18 protein-coding genes are annotated in these 18396 nt (G+C 62.6%); 7 read left to right on the top strand and 11 right to left on the bottom strand.

Annotated features, from left to right (window positions below):
* Window positions 1-29: 29 nt before the first annotated feature.
* Window positions 30-923 carry a LysR family transcriptional regulator gene (locus tag ACFOJ9_RS18615; protein WP_378980350.1) on the top strand — a complete coding sequence of 298 codons (894 nt, stop codon included), beginning with the start codon at window positions 30-32 and terminating at the stop codon, window positions 921-923.
* A 49-nt stretch (window positions 924-972) separates the two neighbouring features.
* Here the strand turns inward: ACFOJ9_RS18615 and cml are convergent, their stop codons facing one another.
* Both cml and ACFOJ9_RS18605 read right to left on the bottom strand, forming a co-directional pair.
* Complete coding sequence (cml, locus tag ACFOJ9_RS18610) at window positions 973-2169, bottom strand: CmlA/FloR family chloramphenicol efflux MFS transporter (RefSeq protein WP_378980349.1); 1197 nt, start codon at window positions 2167-2169, stop codon at window positions 973-975.
* Between the two features lie 229 nt (window positions 2170-2398).
* On the bottom strand, window positions 2399-3802 hold the full coding sequence (locus tag ACFOJ9_RS18605; RefSeq protein WP_378987878.1) for an aminotransferase-like domain-containing protein: 1404 nt from the start codon (window positions 3800-3802) through the stop codon (window positions 2399-2401).
* Between the two features lie 104 nt (window positions 3803-3906).
* On the opposite strand from ACFOJ9_RS18605, the gene ACFOJ9_RS18600 reads away from it, so the two are divergent.
* On the top strand, window positions 3907-4797 hold the full coding sequence (locus ACFOJ9_RS18600; RefSeq protein ID WP_378980348.1) for a DMT family transporter: 891 nt from the start codon (window positions 3907-3909) through the stop codon (window positions 4795-4797).
* Between the two features lie 18 nt (window positions 4798-4815).
* On the opposite strand, the gene ACFOJ9_RS18595 is transcribed toward ACFOJ9_RS18600, so the two are convergent.
* From ACFOJ9_RS18595 to ACFOJ9_RS18580, 4 genes are all read right to left on the bottom strand, one after another.
* Window positions 4816-5856, bottom strand: coding sequence for a zinc-dependent alcohol dehydrogenase family protein (locus ACFOJ9_RS18595; protein ID WP_378980347.1), 1041 nt, complete (start codon window positions 5854-5856; stop codon window positions 4816-4818).
* 92 nt (window positions 5857-5948) lie between these two features.
* The gene (locus ACFOJ9_RS18590) at window positions 5949-6428 is read right to left on the bottom strand and encodes a DUF4262 domain-containing protein (RefSeq protein ID WP_378980346.1); all 480 of its coding nucleotides are present in this window, start codon (window positions 6426-6428) and stop codon (window positions 5949-5951) included.
* Window positions 6418-7068 carry a maleylacetoacetate isomerase gene (gene maiA, locus ACFOJ9_RS18585; RefSeq protein ID WP_378980345.1) on the bottom strand — a complete coding sequence of 217 codons (651 nt, stop codon included), beginning with the start codon at window positions 7066-7068 and terminating at the stop codon, window positions 6418-6420. Before maiA ends, ACFOJ9_RS18590 begins: the two co-directional genes overlap by 11 nt.
* Before the next feature lie 4 nt (window positions 7069-7072).
* Window positions 7073-7768, bottom strand: coding sequence for a fumarylacetoacetate hydrolase family protein (locus tag ACFOJ9_RS18580; RefSeq protein WP_378980344.1), 696 nt, complete (start codon window positions 7766-7768; stop codon window positions 7073-7075).
* A 175-nt stretch (window positions 7769-7943) separates the two neighbouring features.
* Between ACFOJ9_RS18580 and ACFOJ9_RS18575 the strand changes: the two genes are divergently transcribed.
* A complete protein-coding gene (locus ACFOJ9_RS18575) occupies window positions 7944-8627 on the top strand; it encodes a response regulator (protein WP_378980343.1) in 684 nt (227 codons plus the stop codon).
* 90 nt (window positions 8628-8717) lie between these two features.
* On the opposite strand, the gene ACFOJ9_RS18570 is transcribed toward ACFOJ9_RS18575, so the two are convergent.
* From ACFOJ9_RS18570 to ACFOJ9_RS18550, 5 genes are all read right to left on the bottom strand, one after another.
* On the bottom strand, window positions 8718-8912 hold the full coding sequence (locus tag ACFOJ9_RS18570) for a hypothetical protein (protein WP_378988350.1): 195 nt from the start codon (window positions 8910-8912) through the stop codon (window positions 8718-8720).
* Window positions 8879-9187 (bottom strand): DUF4304 domain-containing protein, encoded by a 309-nt coding sequence (locus ACFOJ9_RS18565; protein ID WP_378980342.1) that lies wholly within the window; start codon window positions 9185-9187, stop codon window positions 8879-8881. Before ACFOJ9_RS18565 ends, ACFOJ9_RS18570 begins: the two co-directional genes overlap by 34 nt.
* 50 nt (window positions 9188-9237) lie before the next feature.
* The gene (locus ACFOJ9_RS18560; protein ID WP_378980341.1) at window positions 9238-9918 is read right to left on the bottom strand and encodes a transposase; all 681 of its coding nucleotides are present in this window, start codon (window positions 9916-9918) and stop codon (window positions 9238-9240) included.
* 312 nt (window positions 9919-10230) lie between these two features.
* A complete protein-coding gene (locus ACFOJ9_RS18555) occupies window positions 10231-11571 on the bottom strand; it encodes a hybrid sensor histidine kinase/response regulator (protein WP_378980340.1) in 1341 nt (446 codons plus the stop codon).
* Window positions 11572-11584: 13 nt separating this feature from the next.
* Complete coding sequence (locus tag ACFOJ9_RS18550; protein WP_378980339.1) at window positions 11585-12769, bottom strand: FIST N-terminal domain-containing protein; 1185 nt, start codon at window positions 12767-12769, stop codon at window positions 11585-11587.
* Window positions 12770-13033: 264 nt separating this feature from the next.
* On the opposite strand from ACFOJ9_RS18550, the gene ACFOJ9_RS18545 reads away from it, so the two are divergent.
* From ACFOJ9_RS18545 to ACFOJ9_RS18530, 4 genes are all read left to right on the top strand, one after another.
* A complete protein-coding gene (locus ACFOJ9_RS18545; protein WP_378980338.1) occupies window positions 13034-13531 on the top strand; it encodes a (2Fe-2S)-binding protein in 498 nt (165 codons plus the stop codon).
* Between the two features lie 123 nt (window positions 13532-13654).
* Complete coding sequence (locus tag ACFOJ9_RS18540; protein ID WP_378980337.1) at window positions 13655-16003, top strand: xanthine dehydrogenase family protein molybdopterin-binding subunit; 2349 nt, start codon at window positions 13655-13657, stop codon at window positions 16001-16003.
* 115 nt (window positions 16004-16118) lie between these two features.
* On the top strand, window positions 16119-16916 hold the full coding sequence (locus tag ACFOJ9_RS18535; protein WP_378980336.1) for an FAD binding domain-containing protein: 798 nt from the start codon (window positions 16119-16121) through the stop codon (window positions 16914-16916).
* Window positions 16917-17338: 422 nt separating this feature from the next.
* A complete protein-coding gene (locus ACFOJ9_RS18530) occupies window positions 17339-18346 on the top strand; it encodes an acyltransferase family protein (protein ID WP_378980335.1) in 1008 nt (335 codons plus the stop codon).
* The last annotated feature ends 50 nt before the right edge of the window (window positions 18347-18396 follow it).

The following is an 18396-nucleotide window of genomic DNA, read 5'->3' as shown; positions in this document are numbered from 1 at the left end:
TTTACGCCATACCATGCCATGATCCATCGATGACATCGCCCGATCTCAATCTGCTCTTTGCTCTCGATATCCTGCTGGCCGAAGGCAGCGTGGCGCGCGCCGCCAGCCGTCTGCGCCTCAGCCCCTCGGCGATGAGCCGGACGCTGGCGCGGCTGCGCGAGGCGACGGGCGACCCGCTGCTGGTTCGCGCCGGTCGCGGCCTAGTGGCGACGCCGCGTGCGGAAGAACTGCGACAGCAGGCTGGCCGTGTCGTCCAGGACGCGGAGGCGCTGCTGCGTCCTGCCACCCTGCTTGATCTCCGGAGCCTGGACAGGGTGTTCACGCTGCGCACCAATGAGAGTTTCGTCGAAGAATTCGCGCCTCGTCTCGTCGCCCGTATCCAGGCCGATGCGCCCGGCGTGCGGCTGCGCTTTGCACCGAAGTCCGACAAGGACGTCATGTCGCTGCGCGACGCGGCGATCGACCTGGACATAGGCGTCGCCGGCGAGACCGGACCGGAGGTGCGCATCCAGGCATTGCTTCGCGACCGCTTCATCGGCGCCGTGCGGACGGGCCATCCCCTGAGTGAGGGCGCGGTGACGCCAGAGCGCTATGCGGCAGGCCGGCACATCAGCGTTTCACGGCGTGGCCGCGAGAAAGGGCCGATCGACGAGGCTTTGAACCTGCTCGGGCTACAGCGGACAGTCGTGTGCATGGTTTCCGGTTTCTCGGCAGCCCTTGCCATGGCCCGCACGTCCGACCTGATCGCCAGCGTTCCGGAGCGGCACACCGAGGGCGCGCGCGCCGGCATGCACAGTTTTCCCCTGCCGGTCGTCACAGCGGAGGTCACCATCTCCATGCTCTGGCACCCACGCCTCGATGCCGATCCGGCGCAACGCTGGTTGCGTGACTGCGTGCGAGAGGTCTGTACGACGTCTCGCTGACAGTGACGAGAAGCCTGCGCCAACGGCCCAGGCTTCTCATCCGTCCCGTTTATTCGGTTTGGCGTTTCCGCAAATATCTCATCGCGCTTAGTGTGAGCGTCGCCATGACCGAACAGTAGCCCACCAATGGCCATGCCGTGTTTCCATCAAGCAGGATGACGAACAGCGTGCCGAGGATGCCGACGACAAGGCTCTGGATGCAGAAGTAGAGCGCGACGGCGGTTCCCGCGACATCGCCGAAGGCCCCGAGTGCGCCGTTCGCGGTGACCGAAACAGTGAAGACGATGCCCACGGCGATGACCCACATCGGCAGGACGAATGTCGCAAAAGACGGTGCAGCGAACAGTTGTCCGGCCGCCAGCAGAGCCGCGCCGAGCAGCAACATCGCCATGCCTCTGATAGCACTGCCCGCGATGCCCCAACGTGCAATGAACTTTTTGGCGAAGCGGGTGGTCACGATCATCAGCAGCGCCGCGGTGGCGAAGGCCAGGCTGAAACCGAGCTGTGAAAAGCCGGCGCGATCCATGAGCACCCGCGGCGCCGTCGAAAAGAACACGAAGAAGGCGCCCATGGCGGCACTGAAGCCGAGCGTATACGCCCAGAAGGCGAAGCTGGAGAGAATGGGACGAAACGCCATTGGCCTGATATCGCCATTCAACGGTCGTGTTTCATGCCATCTCGGCCATGCATTGAGGGTGGCGGCTATCGCCAGACCGCCGAGCGTCAGGAAGATCGCGCGCCAGCCGAGATTGTCGGCGATCAATGCACCGGCAATCGGCCCCAACGCCGGCACGAAGGCCAGCATCGAACTGAACAGGCCGTAGATGACGGCACTTTCGGGCCTCTGCGCATAGACGTCGCGAACCGTTGCAAAGGTTGCAACGAGAACGGCGGATGCACCGATGGCCTGCATGACTCGCAAGGCGACGAACACCATGGCCAGCGAGGTGCAGGCGAGCAGGACGGATGCGCCTGCAAACAAAAGCGCGCCGCCGATCAGCACAGGACGTCTGCCGATCCTGTCGGAAATCGGGCCGAAGACCACCTGGCCGAGGCCAAGGCAGATCATGTAGAGGCTCAGCGTCAGCTGGATGACATCAGGCGATGTCTTGAGGATTCCCGGCATCGCCGGGACGATCGGGAGGTAGATATCCATGGCCAGCGAGGCCAGGATGTCGAAGGGCGCCATCAGCACCATGGCTGCTGGCAGGGAAGTGGTCCATGTCGGGTTTTTTGGACAAGGCATGATTGAACATCCGCTCAAATGGGTACATTTGGCGGCGATCTGCCGTTCTCACTGAAGATGGGAAATGACGGGCCGCCGCAACAACGAAGTGCTGTTGCGGCCTACTTGTCTGCTGACTTGCTGGTTCCCATAGTTGCTATCCCGGATCGCGCGGATATTCTCTCGAACGCGCAGATCCGTCCCCTAGCAGCCGGAGGTTGCCCAGGCAACAGGATCGGCTTGATGCGTGTCAACGCACCATCGCCGCCTCGAGCACCCTGAAAATCCGCTCGTCCGCGCACTGGGCCACGTTGAAGCGCAGGAAGCGGCTCGCTGTTCCAGACAGGCTGAATGCGTTGCCGGGCGCCAGCACGATGTTGTCGGCCAGAGCGCGGCGGGCCACTTCGGCCGCATCCACGCCATCCGGCAGGCTGCACCACAGGAACAGGCCGGCCGGCTGGTCGATCCAGGGCGTGATTCCGATCGCCTTCAGGCGGGCGCTCGTCTCGCCCATGGCGCGCGCAAGCTTCGCGCGCAGCAACTCCATATGCTTGCGGTAGCTGCCGTCCTTCAGCAGGGTCAGCACCAGTTCGGCCGCTAGCCGGCCGCCGCCGAAGGTGGTGGCGATCTTGAGGTCGGTCAGCGGCTCGATCCAGTCGCGGGGGGCTGCGATGAAGCCGCAGCGAACCGAAGCCGACAGCGTCTTGGAGAAGCTGCCGATGTGGACGACGCGGCTCAGGCCATCGAACGCCGCCAGCCTCGGGGCCGGCGCATGTTCGAAATCGGCAAAGATATCATCCTCGACGATGGTCAGATCCGACTGGTCGGCGAGCTTGAGCAGCCGGTGCGCGGTGACCGGCGACAGCACCGCTCCGGTCGGGTTGTGGATGGCGGAGTTGGTGATGTAGAGGCGCGGCCGGTGCTCGGCCAACGCCTGCGCGAACAATTCGATATCCGGCCCCGAGGGCGTATAGGGGACGCTGACGACCTTGGCCCGGTGGGCGCGCAGCAGAGCGTGAAAATTGAAATAGCAGGGGTCGTCGACCAGCACCGTGTCGCCGGGTTCGATGAGGAACCGGCACAACAGGTCGATGGCCTGCGTGCCCGATTCCGTCAGCATGATCTGCTCGGGCGAGGCTTCGATGCCATAGCCAGCCATGCGCCGCGCCAGCAATTGCCGCAGCGGCGGCAGGCCGAGCGGCGTGCCGTAGTCGGCCAGTGCGATATCGTCGGCACGCGCCACCGTGCGCAGTGCCCGGCGCAAACCTGCCTGGGGCATCCATGAGGCCGGCAGCCAGCCGCAGCCGGGTTTCAGCATGTCGTCGCCCGCTTCCAGCGACTGCCGCGAGATCCAGAGCGGATCGACGGCGCGGTCGAGGCGGGGACCGATTTCGGCCAGCGACAGCGGCGCAAGCGAGCCGGCGGCATAGAAACCCGAGCCCGGCCGCGAGCGGATCGCACCTTCGGCGGCGAGCCGCTCATAGGCTTCGACCACGGTGGATTTGGACACCTGCATGGATTTGGCGAAGGCGCGGATCGACGGCAGTCGTGCGCCCGGCGTCAGGCTGCGCGCCGCGATCCGCTGGCGGATCGTCGTCATGACGCTTTCGACGAGCGTTCCGCTGCTCTCGCTTCCTATGGTCTGCTTGTCCATCCGTACTGCTCTATTGCCCATGACAGTTTCGTACAACTGTACCGCATTGTCTCTGGCAATGCCACCGGCTCCGCTCGATACAGAGCCGACAAACGGAGCATATGATGGACAAGATCGCGAGTGGCTGGATGAACGGATTCATCGGCGTGTTGATCTTCAGCGGCTCGCTGCCGGCGACGCGCGTGGCGGTGAAGGATTTCGATCCGACATTCCTGACGTCGGCCCGAGCGGCGATCGCCGGACTGCTTGGTCTGGCGCTGCTGCTCGTGTTCCGGCAGAAACGTCCGGAGCGCGGCGATCTGCTGTCGCTGGTGATCGTCGCGCTGGGCGTGGTGGTCGGCTTTCCCTTGCTGACCGCTCTGGCGCTGAAGCACCTCACCACGGCCCATTCCATCATCTTCGTCGGACTGCTGCCGCTGGCGACCGCGATCTTCGGCGTGCTGCGCGGCGGCGACCGTCCGCGCCCGGCGTTCTGGCTGTTTTCGTGCGTGGGCAGTGGGCTCGTCGCGGGCTTTGCCCTGACGCAGGGCGTGACGGCCTCGCCGGTGGGCGACGGTCTGATGCTGGCTGCCATCATCGCCTGCGGCCTGGGCTATGCCGAGGGTGCTGCGCTGTCGCGCAAACTCGGCGGCTGGCAGGTGATTTGCTGGGCGCTGGTGCTGTCGCTGCCGATCATGCTGGTGCTGACGCTGATGACCATGCCGCCGTCGTTCGACGGCGTCGGCGTCAGTGCGTGGATCGGGCTTGCCTATGTCTCGCTGTTCAGCATGCTGATCGGCTTCGTGTTCTGGTATCGCGGGCTGGCGCAAGGCGGCATCGCCGCGGTCGGGCAGTTGCAGCTGCTGCAGCCATTTTTCGGGCTGGCACTGGCAGCGACGCTGCTGCACGAGCAGGTCAGCCCGCTGATGGTTGTCGTCACGCTTGGCGTGGTGCTTTGCGTCGTAGGCGCCAAGCGATTCGCGAAGCAGGAATTGCCACGACGCGCGATCGCCTGATGACGGTGCTGTCCTCGCCTAGAACTTCGTCACCACGCCGATGCCGATGCCCTCGAAACCGCCCATCGCCATCAGGGCCGCGGGCGCCTCGTCGAGGCTGATCCTCTTGCCGACCAGCAATTCGGGCTTGAGCTTGCCGTTGCGGATCATGTCCATCATCGCCTGGTAGCGGTAGGCCTGCATGCCGTGGCTGCCGAGGATTTCGAGCTCGAAGGCGATCACCTTGTCCATCGGCACTTGCGGGCGGGCATGCTCGCCCAGCATCAGGCCGACCTGCACATGGCGGCCGCGCCGGCGCAAGTTCGCAATCGAGTTGAACGAGGTGGTGGGGTGGCCGAGCGCGTCCATCGACATATGCGCGCCGCCATTGGTGATCTGCTTGACCGCCTTGACCACATTCGGCGTCTTGGACGCATTGATGGTGGCGACGGCGCCGATTTTTTTGGCGAAATCCAGTTTCTCGTCGGTGAGGTCGATGGCAATCACATTGGCGCCCATGGCACTGGCGATCATGATCGCCGACAGGCCGACGCCGCCGCAGCCATGTACCGCCACCCATTCGCCCGGCGTCACCCGGCCCTGATCGACAATGGCGCGAAACGAGGTGACGAAGCGGCAGCCGAGGCTGGCGGCGGTGGCGAATTCCATCTCGTCGGGCAAGCGCACGAGATTGGTGTCGGCGTGCTCGATGGCGACATATTCGGCGAACGAGCCCCAGCCGGTGAAGCCAGGCTGCGTCTGGTGCTCGCAGACTTGGTGATTGCCCGAATTGCATTCGAAGCAACGCCCGCAGCCGACGGCGAACGGCACGGTGACGCGCTCGCCGGCTTTCCAGCGGGTGACCTGCTTGCCGGCGGCGACGACGATGCCGGCCAGTTCGTGGCCCGGCACATGCGGCAGCGTGATGCCGTCGTCATGACCCATCCAGCCATGCCAGTCGCTGCGGCACAGCCCGGTTGCCTCGACCTTGATGACGACGCCATCGGCGGCCGGCTTCGGATCGGGAACGGTCTGGATCGTCGGCGCTTCGCCGAATTTCTCGAAGACGACGGCTTTCATCGATAACTCCAAATAGGTTCACGGACCACGCGCATCGAAGTGCGAGGATAGCCGATTCCTTGGCGCGGCGAGCCCGAAATTGATGCCGCAATTCAGGCAGGGGGCGCAGGAGGCGTGTCGAGCAGCGGCTGCCATGCCCGGAACCAGTCGCTTGCCTCAGCATCCCAGGGCCAGATACCGTCGACCGTGGGATAGATCAGCTGCAAGACGCGAAAATCCAACCCGTCATAGAACCACATATCCCAGCCGCAATGCTCGCGGTAGTGCTCGATGTGCACGGCACCGAATTGACATTCGAACCCTTCAATGAACCCTGTCGATCGCTGGCCCGGTTCGAAAACTTCGCCCGAGCGGACGCGGCTGCAATATTCGTTGATGATGAACTGGGAGATTTCCTGTTTCAGGCCGATCACGATGATTTCGGGGGCTTTGAAGTTGTGCTCGATGCCGACGGAATAGGCGAAGGGCGCCAGTTCGTCTTCCTCCAGCACGTACAAGATATGGCAGCCGTAAGCCTCGATGTCGGCAAGCGCTTTCGCTTCTTCTGGATCGCAGTCTTCCCTATTCGGCATCGATCTGATTCTCAGGCGCCGCCTTCCAGAAGGCCGGCAGCGCCATGCAGGCGGCGTTTATGCGCGCGATCGTCGGGTATGGCGTCAGGTCGACACCGAAGCGGGCGTTGCTGGTGACTTGCGCTACCAGGCAGATGTCGGCCAGCCCCGGAGCGTCGCCATGGCAGAATGTTCCGGTCTCCGCCGACGAAGCCAGGATCTTTTCAAGCGGCTGGAAACCTTCGTTCACCCAGTGACGGAACCAGTTGACGACGTCCTCGTCGTCGGCGCCGAACAGAGTGCGCAGCGAGGTCAGCACGCGCAGATTGTTCACCGGGTGGATGTCGCAGGCGATCATCTGCGCCAGCATTCTGACCCGTGCCCGACCGGCCGCATCCCTCGGCAGCAGCGGTGGTTCCGGGCAGGTCTCGTCGAGGAATTCGATGATCGCCAGCGATTGCGTCAGCAGCGTGCCGTCGCCGAGCACCAGCGCTGGCACCAGCCCTTGCGGATTGACCGCGAGATAGGCTGGTTCCAGATGCTCGCCATGGCGCAAATGATGCGGGACGTAGTCGTAGCTCAGCCCCTTCATCTCCAGCGCGATCCGCACCCGGTAGGAGGTGGAGGAGCGATAGTAGTTGTGCAGGACGAGTTCGCTCATGCGCTCACTTCGGTTGGCCAATGGTCACCTCGATCGTGCCGATGCCGTCGACGCCGCCCGTCATCGTGTCGCCGGCACGAACCGCGCCGACACCGGCCGGCGTGCCGGTGAAGATCAGGTCGCCGGGCGCCAGTTCCACCGCCTCGCTGCAGATCGACACGATATCTGCGATCGGCCAGATCAGCTCGGCGAGGTCGGCGTCCTGCCTGACCTGGCCGTTGACGGCGAGCCAGATGCGGCCTTTTTGCGGGTGGCCGGATTTTTGTGCTGACGTCAGCGGGCCGCAGGGGGCGGAGCGGTCGAAGGCCTTCGACCAGTCCCACGGACGGGCGGCTTTCTTGGCCTCATCCTGCAGATCGCGGCGGGTGAGATCGATGCCGACGCCATAGCCCCAGATATGATCCAGCGCCCGTTCGCGGGGAATGCGGAAGCCCGGCCTGCCGATCGCTGCAACCAGTTCGATTTCGTGGTGCAGATTGGCCGTCAGCGGCGGGTAGGGAATCGCCGTGCCGGAATCGACCACCGCATCGGCCGGCTTGGTGAAGAAGAAGGGCGGATCGCGTTCGTCATTGCCGAGCTCGCGGGCATGCGCGGCGTAGTTGCGGCCGACGCAGAAGATGCGGCGCACCGCGAAACGCTCGGACGAGCCCGCAACGGCCACCGATGCGATTGCGGGCGAGGGGAGGACGAAGTCTGTCATGGAGGGTCTCTGCCTGGTTGCCGGAACATTCGACCGATTTGGGCGTTCCGGCAAGGCGATTTGGTCGAGAAAGTGCCGGCGGCACTTTCCACCGGAGATGGCGATATACTATTTGGCAATAATCTGGCCATGGTGGCGGGGTTATTCTAATCGCCCATGAACTGAAACGAACCCCATGACCGCAACCCACGATCGCGCCCGGTTCCTGATCATCGACGACCACCCGCTGTTTCGCGAGGCGCTGCACAGCGCGGTGCAGATGGCCTATCCGGAAGTCGACACGGTGGAGGCGCGCTCGATCACCGAAGCGCTGGATCTGCTGGCCGGCGCCAAGCCGTTCGATCTTGCGCTGCTCGACCTCAACATGCCCGACGTGCACGGTTTCGACGGCCTGCTGCAGCTCAGGACCCGCTATCCGCGCCTGCCGGTGGTGATAGTCTCGGGCTATGAGGAGCCGAAGATCATTTCCGAGGCGCTGTCCTATGGTGCTGCCGGCTTCATTCCGAAATCGGCGCGCAAGAGCGACCTCGCCGCCGCCATACGCTCGGTGATGGAAGGCGCGATCTATGTGCCGGAAACCTACGAAGGCCGCACGCCCGACGCCGAAAGCGTCGACCGCGCCGACATGGTGCAACGCCTGTCGACGCTGACGCCCCAGCAGTTGCGCGTGCTGCAGATGCTGCGCCAGGGCCTGCTCAACAAGCAGATCGCCTACGAGCTGCAGGTGGGAGAGACGACGGTCAAGGCGCATGTCTCGGAGATTTTGCGCAAGCTCAATGTCTACAGCCGGACGCAAGCGGTGATCGAGGTTTCGAAGCTGGACAATGCGGAGCTGTTTCGCGATCAGGCGGGGTTTTGAATTTGCCCACAGCGATGGTCGGGCGAGCACGGTAAAAGTGCACTGTCACCGTAATTCCTTCCGTAATTCCTTCGACGAAGATGAGAGTCTCTAGACGCTAACTCCCAAGAACTTCTTTGCACTCACATACACCATACCGCGATCAAGAAAGCCTGATTCAATCGATTCTTTTATACGGCGTAAATCCGTTATATTTTCAAGATATGGAACTATCAATTCGACAATAAGAATTGTAATAGCCGCTACTCTTTTTACATCCTCCAATTCACGATTTTCAAGGTCCATAGCACTAGTAATTTCATCCTTATGCCCCGGGAAAGCTGAATCAAGCCTGATCCTAATAGGGCATTTATGCCCCTTCGGAGTCGGCATCCCATCAATTTGCATCCCCCAGGAACGCAACAGATATTGATGTAGTAGCTATTTCCATAATTTGATTTTTGCAGGTCAACAACCTGTGTCGATTCTTTAAGATAACGGCACCAGGATGTCGACTTCTTAATGAAATCATGCTCGGAGAGCCTCTGGTTAAATAGAGAGAGTAGTTCCTTTTTATCCATTGTCACTGCCGCTTATATGTTTCTACGACACCCGTCCAGAATTACGAGAATTACGGTGACAGTGCACTATTTTCCTTTCGCCGCCTGCCTCGCTTCCTCGGTTTGACGGCTTTTCGGGTTTGCCCGGCAATCCGGTCCAGAAAGGCCTCGCCGCCCACCGGCCGGCCGATGCTCTCGGCCTTGCGCAAAGCATCGAAAGCCGCGGCATCCATCTCGATGAGATCGAATAGCCCGGTCGACGATGGCAGCCGATCCCTCATCGGCCCCAGCTCCGTGACACCGTCGGGCTCATCCGTCAGATGCGCCCGGGCGCTTGACCAGGGCCAATCCGTGGCCTGCTTGACCAGCCCAGCGCGCACAGGGTTCAGCCCGACATAACGCACTGCCGAGAGGAGATGATCCTCGTCCATGGCAACGGCGCCGAAACGCCCTTGCCAGAAATGCCCGGTTTTCTTCTGCCGGGCATGGATCGCCCCCGCATAGGCGCGGTGCACCTTGGCGAGCGCGCGCCGCAGGCCATCCGGATCGGCGGGCGTCAGAATCAGATGCACATGGTTTGGCATCAGGCACCACGCCCAGATGCCGACATCGGCGGCGTGGCAATGCTCGACCAGAAGGCTCTTATAAAGCGCATAGTCTTCGGGTGTGAAAAACACCTTGGCGCGCCCGTTGCCGCGCTGGGTTACGTGGTGCGGGATTCCGGGAACGACAATGCGGGCAAGGCGAGCCATGCGGTCAATCTAAGCGTCACAACACCGGCCGGGCAAGAAAAAGTGCACTGTCACCGTAATTCATGTGGTTGACCTCGGCGCGGGACCTATACGTGAATGTAGCGAGAAATTAGTGCACTGTCACCGTAATTCGTAATTCCTTGGCGCACCTGCTAGAAATTAGTGCATTGTCACCGTAATTCACGGTGACCATGTCCCTCATCGACATACGCAACAACACGCCGACACAACTCAAGCGGTAGCGGCTTGCCCATCGCAGTTCCTTTCAACCGCAATGAATCACGAACTAAATCAATGGGAATCCTGAATCCCTTAAGCCAGCAAATGCGCCAGCAGCGCCCTTAGCTGCGCCGGCTTCAGGGGTTTGCGCATCAGTTCGATGCCGCCGGCGCGCGCGGCCTTGGCGACGGCTTCGGAACTGTCGGCGGTGACGATCAGCGCCGGCACGGCGCGGCCGAGATAGTCGCGCACCTCGGCGATGGTGGCGGTGCCGAGATCGCCGTCGTCGAGATGCTGGTCGGCAATGACGATGTCGGGCACCCAGTCGGTGTCGCCAAGCATGTCGAGGGCGTCGTCGGTCGAGGTCGCGGCCCGCACCAGGCATTGCCAGCGCTCGAGCAGGAAGGTCATCGCCTGCAGCACCTCGACATCGTTTTCGATGAGCAGCACCTTGGTGCCGAACAGGCCGTAGCCGCGCGGCCGTTCCATGTCGGCGCTGTTGGCGATGGCGTCGGCCGGGGCGCCGATGCCGACGGGAACATCGATGTGGAAGATCGTGCCGCGGCCGACCTTCGACGAGAATGTCACGGGATGGCCGAGCGCGCTGGCCATACGACGCACGATGGCGAGCCCGAGGCCGAGACCGCCAACGTCCAGTTCGGCATTGGCCGACGAGGTGCCGCGGTGGAATTCCTCGAACACCGCCTCGCGCTGGTCGTCGGGAATGCCGCAGCCGGTATCGGCGACGTCGATGCGGATGGTGTCGCCGCGATGCCTGGTGCCGACCAGCACGCCGCCCGAGCGTGTATAGCCCAGCGCATTGGAAAGAATGTTCTGCAGGATGCGGCGCAGCAGCGTGCGGTCGGAGCGGACCACCGCATTGACCTGCCGGAATTTCAGCGACAGCCCCTTCAGTTGCGCCACCGGCAGGAAATCCGAGCGCAGCGAGGAGAACAGCGCCTCCAGGCTGACGTCGCCTATGTCGGGCTGGACCACGCCGGCATCGAGCTTGGAGATGTCGAGCAGGGTGCGCAGCAGGTCCTCCATCGTCTCCAGCGAGCGTTCGACCTGCCGCACCAGTTTCTTGCCCTCGTCGCTGGTCTGCACTTCGGCGAGCGCCGAAACCGAGAGGTGGGCGGCGTTCAGCGGCTGCAGCACGTCGTGGCTGGCGGCGGCGAGGAAGCGGGTCTTCGACAGGTTCGCCAGTTCGGCGTTTTCCTTGGCGGCGCTGAGGTCGATGTTCGACTGCTCCAGCCGACGCAGCGTGGAATGCAGTTCCTCGGTGCGCGTACGCACTCGATTTTCCAGCGAAATCGCGGTCTGGAACAGCGAAAAGGCGTTGCCTTGCTGGTCCATCGACCGCTCGACGCGGCTGACGAGGGCGGCGTTGATCTTCTTCAGCTTTTCGAGATCGTTTATGTCCCTGAGCGGCATCTTGGTTAGCGCCTTATTCCGCCGCCTGGCGCGCGCCAAAGGCGATGCCGGTGAACGTCTGGTTCAAATGCATCGACCGGTATTGTTCGCCATAGGTGCCGAAGCCGATGACGTTGTTGACCCGGTAGAGTTCGGAAATGTCGCGGAACACCTGTCGGTTGCGCGCATCCAGCCGGCGCAGCACGCAGTCGAAGCCGAGGATCATGTCGATGCCGCCGAGCCTCTCCTCGACATCGCGCAGTGCCGCGCGCGTCGATTCGACCATGTCCTTGGGTTGCGCGATCGACAGCACGACGCCATCGTCTATGGCGCAGAAGAAGGACAGCGATCCGTCGGGATGCATCTTCTGGATCGACCGGCAATAATATTCGCCGCCCACCTTCACCACCACCGGATGCGAGGCAAAGCTCAACGGCGTCAGCGTCTGCGCGACGATGCCGACGGAGGCGGCATATTCCTCCGCCGCATTGGTGGCGTTGAACTCGCGCACGATGCGGTGATCGGGATCGGACGCCGTCACCACCAGTTTTTCGTCGGTCGGAACGAAATTGTCGGTCTTGAAGACATGGAAGGGAATTTCAGTGGCGATCAGCACGATGATGGCGCTGTCGGACGTGACCTTGCCGTTGGAGATCAGCCGCGTCGTCTCGAACTTCAGGTCGTCGCCGGCCGAGCCGCCAAGCAGCGGTATGTCGTCCAGCCCCCAATGGATGGCCGAACTCACCGCTTCCTCGGCATAGGAGAGCCCGTCGATGAAGCAGAGCGCGAACGTTCCCTTGGTGCGATCGCAACCCAGGCGCACGCGCAACGACCGCCGCAGGGCCTCGACCTCACTGGTGATCCTGTCCATGCCCGACGACGACAAATTGTCGACCATCACGCTGGCGGTGGTGAAGGCCGCGGACGGAAGCAGCATGGCCAGTACATGACCGTCCTCGAGGCCTTGCGGCGTGATCTCGCCGGCGGTCGAGCAGCCGGCGTGGTCGAGCCCCGGTGCATGGGTCATGAGCGCCTGGGAAAGGGCGCTGGCCTCGACCAGGCTCTGGGAAAAGAACAGCAGGGCAAAGCCGGCGTCGATCGCAGCTGCCTCCAGCGCGATCGCCCTGGCGAACGCCTCCATGTCGGGCTCGTCCGTGGTGAGCGCCGACAGGCCGCATGCATAGCGCGTCCGTGAACTGGCCAGCGATGTTCTCCGCATTTCCTCCGACGCGTTTTTGTGCGCGGCTGTTTTTACATGCTTCTGGCGCGCGGGCGTCGACCAACATTGTTGCCTTCAATCGGCATTTTGGCAATGGGGCGATGGGGACTGCACGTTTGGGCGTGGCCATGACCGAAAGTACAATGTGCCGCGTTTGCGACGTGCTGTTTTTTGTGCGTTGTGCGGTGTACGAATAACGCATGACTGACGCGCCAACACCGCGTCGGCAGCGTGATGACCAAGGTTGATACCCAGGGAGGGACCATGTCGGACGTTTCGTTGATGGTGAACGGAAAACGGGTCAGCGGTGCTGCCGAGGATCGAACGCTTCTGGTTCACTTCCTGCGGGAAAATCTCGGCCTTACCGGAACGCATGTCGGTTGCGACACCTCGCAATGCGGTGCCTGCGTCGTCCATGTCGACGGCAAGGCGGTCAAATCCTGCTCGATGCTTGCGGTGCAGGCCTCCGGCTCGACCGTGGTGACGATCGAGGGCCTGGCCAATGGCGCCGACCTGCATCCGGTGCAGGCCGCCTTCAAGGAACATCACGGGCTGCAATGCGGCTTCTGCACGCCGGGCATGATCATGACGGCGACCGACATGATCAGCCGCCACCCCGAAGGCCTCGACGAGGCGACGGTGCGCGCCGAGCTCGAGGGCAACATCTGCCGCTGCACCGGCTACCACAACATCGTCAAGGCGATCCTCGCCGCATCGAAGACGATGAAGGGGTCGAAGGGCAGGGCGAAACAAGCTGCGTGAGAGGCAAGCGAGTAGCGAATAGGGAGTAGCGAATAGTCAGCATTCTGACCAAACGCCAACTCAACATCCTTCACTACTCGCTACTCACTATTCGCTATTTCAGCATTTCGGGAGGAATTTCTGATGGGCATTGAAGGTGTTGGCGCTCGGGTCGTGCGCAAGGAAGACAAGCGGTTCATCACCGGCGCCGGCCGTTATGTCGACGACATGGTGGTTCCCGGCATGAAGCATGCGGCCTTCGTGCGCAGCCCGCACGCGCATGCGCAGATCAAGAAGATCGATGTGAAGAAGGCTCAAGGCATGCCCGGCGTCATCGGCGTGCTGACCGGCAAGGAACTCAAGGCCGACGGCATCGGCAACCTCATCTGCGGCTGGATGATCCACTCCAAGGATGGCTCGCCGATGAAGATGGGGGCGTGGTCGCCACTCGCTTTCGACCGGGTCCGTTATGTCGGCGACGCCGTGGTGGTCGTCGTCGCCGAGACCAAAGGCCAGGCGCGTGATGCCGCCGAGGCGGTCGAGATCACCTACAAGGAACTGAAGGCGGTCGTCGATGCCTCCAAGGCGATGGACAAGGGCGCGCCGCAGATCCACCCCGAGGCCGACAACAATCTGATCTTCGACTGGGACATCGGCAATGCCGACGACACGGCCGCGGCATTCAAGAAGGCCGCCCATATCGTCAAGATGGACATCATCAACAACCGGCTGGTGCCCAACGCCATGGAGCCACGCGCGGCTCTTGGCCATTACGACAAGGCCGAGGACCACTACACCTGCTGGACGACCTCGCAGAACCCGCATGTGGCGCGGCTGGTGATGAGCGCCTTCTACAATGTCGCGCCGGAAAACAAGCTGCGCGTGATTGCGCCCGATGTCGGCGGCGGTTTCGGCTCGAAGATCTACATCTATCCCGAAGAGATCGTCTGCCTGTGGGCGTCGAAGAAGACCGGCGTGCCGGTCAAATGGGTGGCCGACCGGACCGAGAGCTTTCTGACCGACGCGCATGGCCGCGACCACCACACCCATGCTGAAATGGCTTTCGACAAGGATCACAGGATCCTTGGCCTCAAGGTCGAAACCCAGGCCAATCTCGGCGCCTATATGTCGCTGTTTTCGTCGGCGACGCCGACCTACCTCTATGCGACGCTGCTGTCGGGCCAGTACAACATCCCAGCGATCCACGCCAATGTGAAGGCGATCTACACCAACACCGCGCCCGTCGATGCCTATCGCGGGGCAGGGCGGCCGGAAGCGACCTTCGTCATGGAACGCATGATGGAGACGGCCGCGCGCCAGTTCGGCGTCTCACCGGCCGAGTTGCGGCGCAAGAACTTCGTCACCTCGTTCCCGCACCAGACGCCGGTCATCATGTGCTATGACGCCGGCGACTACGCGGCTTCGCTCGACGCGGCGATGAAGGCGTCGGACTATGCCGGCTTTGCCAAGCGCAAGGCCGCGGCTGGCAAGAAGGGGCTGCTGCGCGGCATCGGCATGAGCTGCTACATCGAGGCCTGCGGCATCGCGCCGTCTGCCGCGGTTGGTTCGCTGGGCGCCGGTGTCGGCCTTTGGGAAAGTGCCGAGGTGCGCGTCAATGCCGTCGGCACGATCGAGGTGCTGACCGGCTCACACAGCCACGGCCAGGGCCACGAGACGACCTTCGCGCAACTGGTCAACGAGCGCTTCGGCGTGCCGCTTGATTCCGTCTCGATCATCCATGGCGACACCGACAAGGTGCAGATGGGCATGGGCACCTATGGTTCACGCTCGGGTGCGGTCGGCATGTCGGCCATCGTCAAGGCGCTCGACAAGGTCGAGGCCAAGGCCAAGAAGATCGCAGCACACCTGCTCGAGGCCGACGAGGGCGACATCATCATCGAGAACGGTGCGCTGAAGGTCGCCGGCACCGACAAGAACGTACCGTGGTTCCAGATGGCGCTCGCCGCCTACACCGCCCACAATCTTCCGGGCGGCATGGAGCCCGGGCTGAAGGAGACGGCCTTCTACGATCCGTCGAACTTCACCTTTCCGGCCGGGTGCTACATCTGCGAGGTCGAGGTCGATCCGGAAACCGGCATGACCGAGATCATCCAGTTCGTCGCCGCCGACGATTTCGGCAACATCATCAACCCGATGATCGTCGAGGGCCAGGTGCATGGCGGGCTGGCGCAAGGCATCGGCCAGGCGCTGCTCGAAGGCGCCCACTATGACAACAGCGGCCAGCTTTTGACCGCGAGCTACATGGACTACACCATGCCGCGCGCCAGCGACCTGCCGTCGTTCAAGGTCTCGACCTCGAACACGCCGTGCCCGGGCAATCCGCTCGGCATCAAGGGCTGCGGCGAGGCCGGCGCCATCGGCTCGCCCCCGGCGGTGATCAACGCCATCACCGACGCCATCGGCAGCAACGATCTTGCCATGCCGGCTTCGCCGTCCACTGTGTGGGCAGCGATCCGCGCGGCGAAACATTGAAAAGCGAATAGCGAATAGGGAGTAGCGAATAGGAAGAGAAGGCGGTGCGACGGGGCAGATCCTATTCGCTATTCGCTACTCCCTATTCGCTCTTTCACCCAGGGGAGAAAGACAAATGTACTCAGTCAACTATCATCGTGCCGCCTCGGTCACTGATGCCGCCAAGCTGATCAAGACGGGTGACGCCAAGCTGCTTTCGGGCGGCATGACGCTGATCCCGGCGATGAAGACGCGGCTCGCCGCACCGTCCGACCTTGTCGACCTGTCGCGGATCAAGGAGCTGCAGGGCGTCAAGGTGTCGGGCAAGACCGTCACCATCGGTGCCGCCACCACGCATCACGCCGTTGCCAATGACGAGAAGCTGAAGAAGGCCTGTCCGGCACTTGCCCATCTGGCATCGCTGATCGGCGATCCGGCGGTGCGCCACAAGGGGACGATCGGCGGCTCCATCGCCAACAACGATCCGGCGGCCGATTATCCGGCGGCGCTGCTGGCGTTGGGCGCCACCATCATCACCAACAAGCGCCAGATCGCCGCCGACAAGTTCTTCAACGGCCTGTTCGAGACATCGCTGAAGGATGGCGAAATCGTCACTGCGGTCACCTTCACCGCGCCGGCCAAGGCGGCCTATGAAAAGTTCCGCAATCCGGCATCGCGCTACGCCATCGTTGGGGTGTTCGTGGCCAAGGGCAAGGATGGCGTCAGCGTTGCCGTCACCGGCGCCGGTGACGACGGCGTCTTCCGCTCGAAGGAGATCGAGGCCGCATTGGCCAAGAATTTCGCTGCCGCGGCACTCGATGGCGTGAAAGTGCCGGCGAAGAATCTGATGACCGACATCCATGCCTCGGCCGACTATCGCGCCAATCTAATCGCGGTGATGGCCAAGCGCGCGGTTGCGGCAGCCAACGCCTGAGAAACTGTTTGGAAACTCTACTCTGGCGGCCATCTGATGGCGTTTTCTGCGCTTCCCTAGTTCTACTGCCACGCAGTAGAACTGAGCTCACGGACCAATGTCCGCTGCGCTCCGGTTCTCGAAACCACCACCATATGAGTCGCCAGAGCGAATTTCTGATACGATGAGTTGCAGACAAGGAAAGGGGCCTCCGCGGTCCCTTTTTCGTGTGTGGCGACCGTATCTGTCTAGGCGCTGATGGAATCGCCGCGCGCCAATCCTCTGCTTCAAGCAATTGCGGCCGATACTTCGTCCGGAACTGACAGCAATCTCGCACTTGCACAAATTTATCTTGCACTGCAATATGACTTGGGGCGGGAATGCGAGCCGGGTTCGGAGTGTACCGCCGTGCCCTTTCGCATGCCCAATGCGAAAGGATCGGCATGACCGACATCTCCGCGACGCATGTCGTCCCGTCCCGATCCGTCGCCGACAGGCCAGCCAGAACCAGACTGGCCTATCTCGACGGCTGGCGCGGCCTTTCGATCGCCCTGGTGCTCATCGGCCATTTCTTTCCCGTTCCCGGAATCAATCTCGGGGTGCTGGGCGTCGAATTCTTCTTCGTGCTCAGCGGTCGGCTGATGGGCGAGATCCTGTTCATCGAACGCTACCCGCTGAAGAAATTCTTCAAGCGCCGCTTTTCCCGCATCTATCCGGCGCTTCTGGTGTTCGTGGTCGTCGCGATGATTGCGCTGTCCAGCACATTCATCGCCTTCAAATGGAAGGCGGCGCTAACGGCGCTGACATTCACCTACAATTATGCCGGCATTCTCGTGACCCGGGCAGGCGCGCTCGACCATATCTGGTCGCTCTGCATCGAGGAGCACGCCTACATCATCCTGGCGCTGATCAGCGTCGTCGTCTCAAGCCGCTCTCGCGTCGTCGTGCTGCTCCTGGCGCTGGCCCTGCTGGCCATGGCCAACGGCGCGGTTTCGTACTGGGTCTTCGGAATGGACTACGAAACCACCTATTGGCGCACCGATGTGCATATCGCGTCGATCCTGCTGTCGGCTTCGATCTGCCTGCTCAAGGCCGACGGCAGGCTGCCGGCGGTCTTGAGAGGCAAGCATGTGGCCGTGGTGGCATCGATCTGCGCCGTTCTGCTGTTCCTCGATCCGGTGCCGACGCCGATCCATTATCTCTTTGCCGTCCCGCTGCTGGCTCTGGCCGTCAATGTGCTCGATTTCAGCCCCGGTATTTTTCCGGGTTGCTGTCCTCCTGGCCGATGGCAACGCTGGGGCTGTGGTCGTACTCGCTCTATCTGTGGCAGCAGCCGTTCTACAAATTCGTCTATGAGCAAGGCGGCGCGCCGATCCCGATGCTGGCCGGCGTCTTTGCCTGCGCGCTGTGCAGCTATTATCTCATCGAGCGACCGGCGCGCGAATGGCTGAACCGCAATTGGTGAGCAACAGGGCCGTTCAGGCCGTCTTGCGGCGCGCTC

The sequence above is a fragment of the Mesorhizobium cantuariense genome (genome assembly GCF_042647205.1).
GTDB lineage: Bacteria > Pseudomonadota > Alphaproteobacteria > Rhizobiales > Rhizobiaceae > Mesorhizobium > Mesorhizobium cantuariense.
Note: the sequence above shows the minus strand (reverse complement) of the source record. Positions and strands in the feature narration are given on the sequence as shown.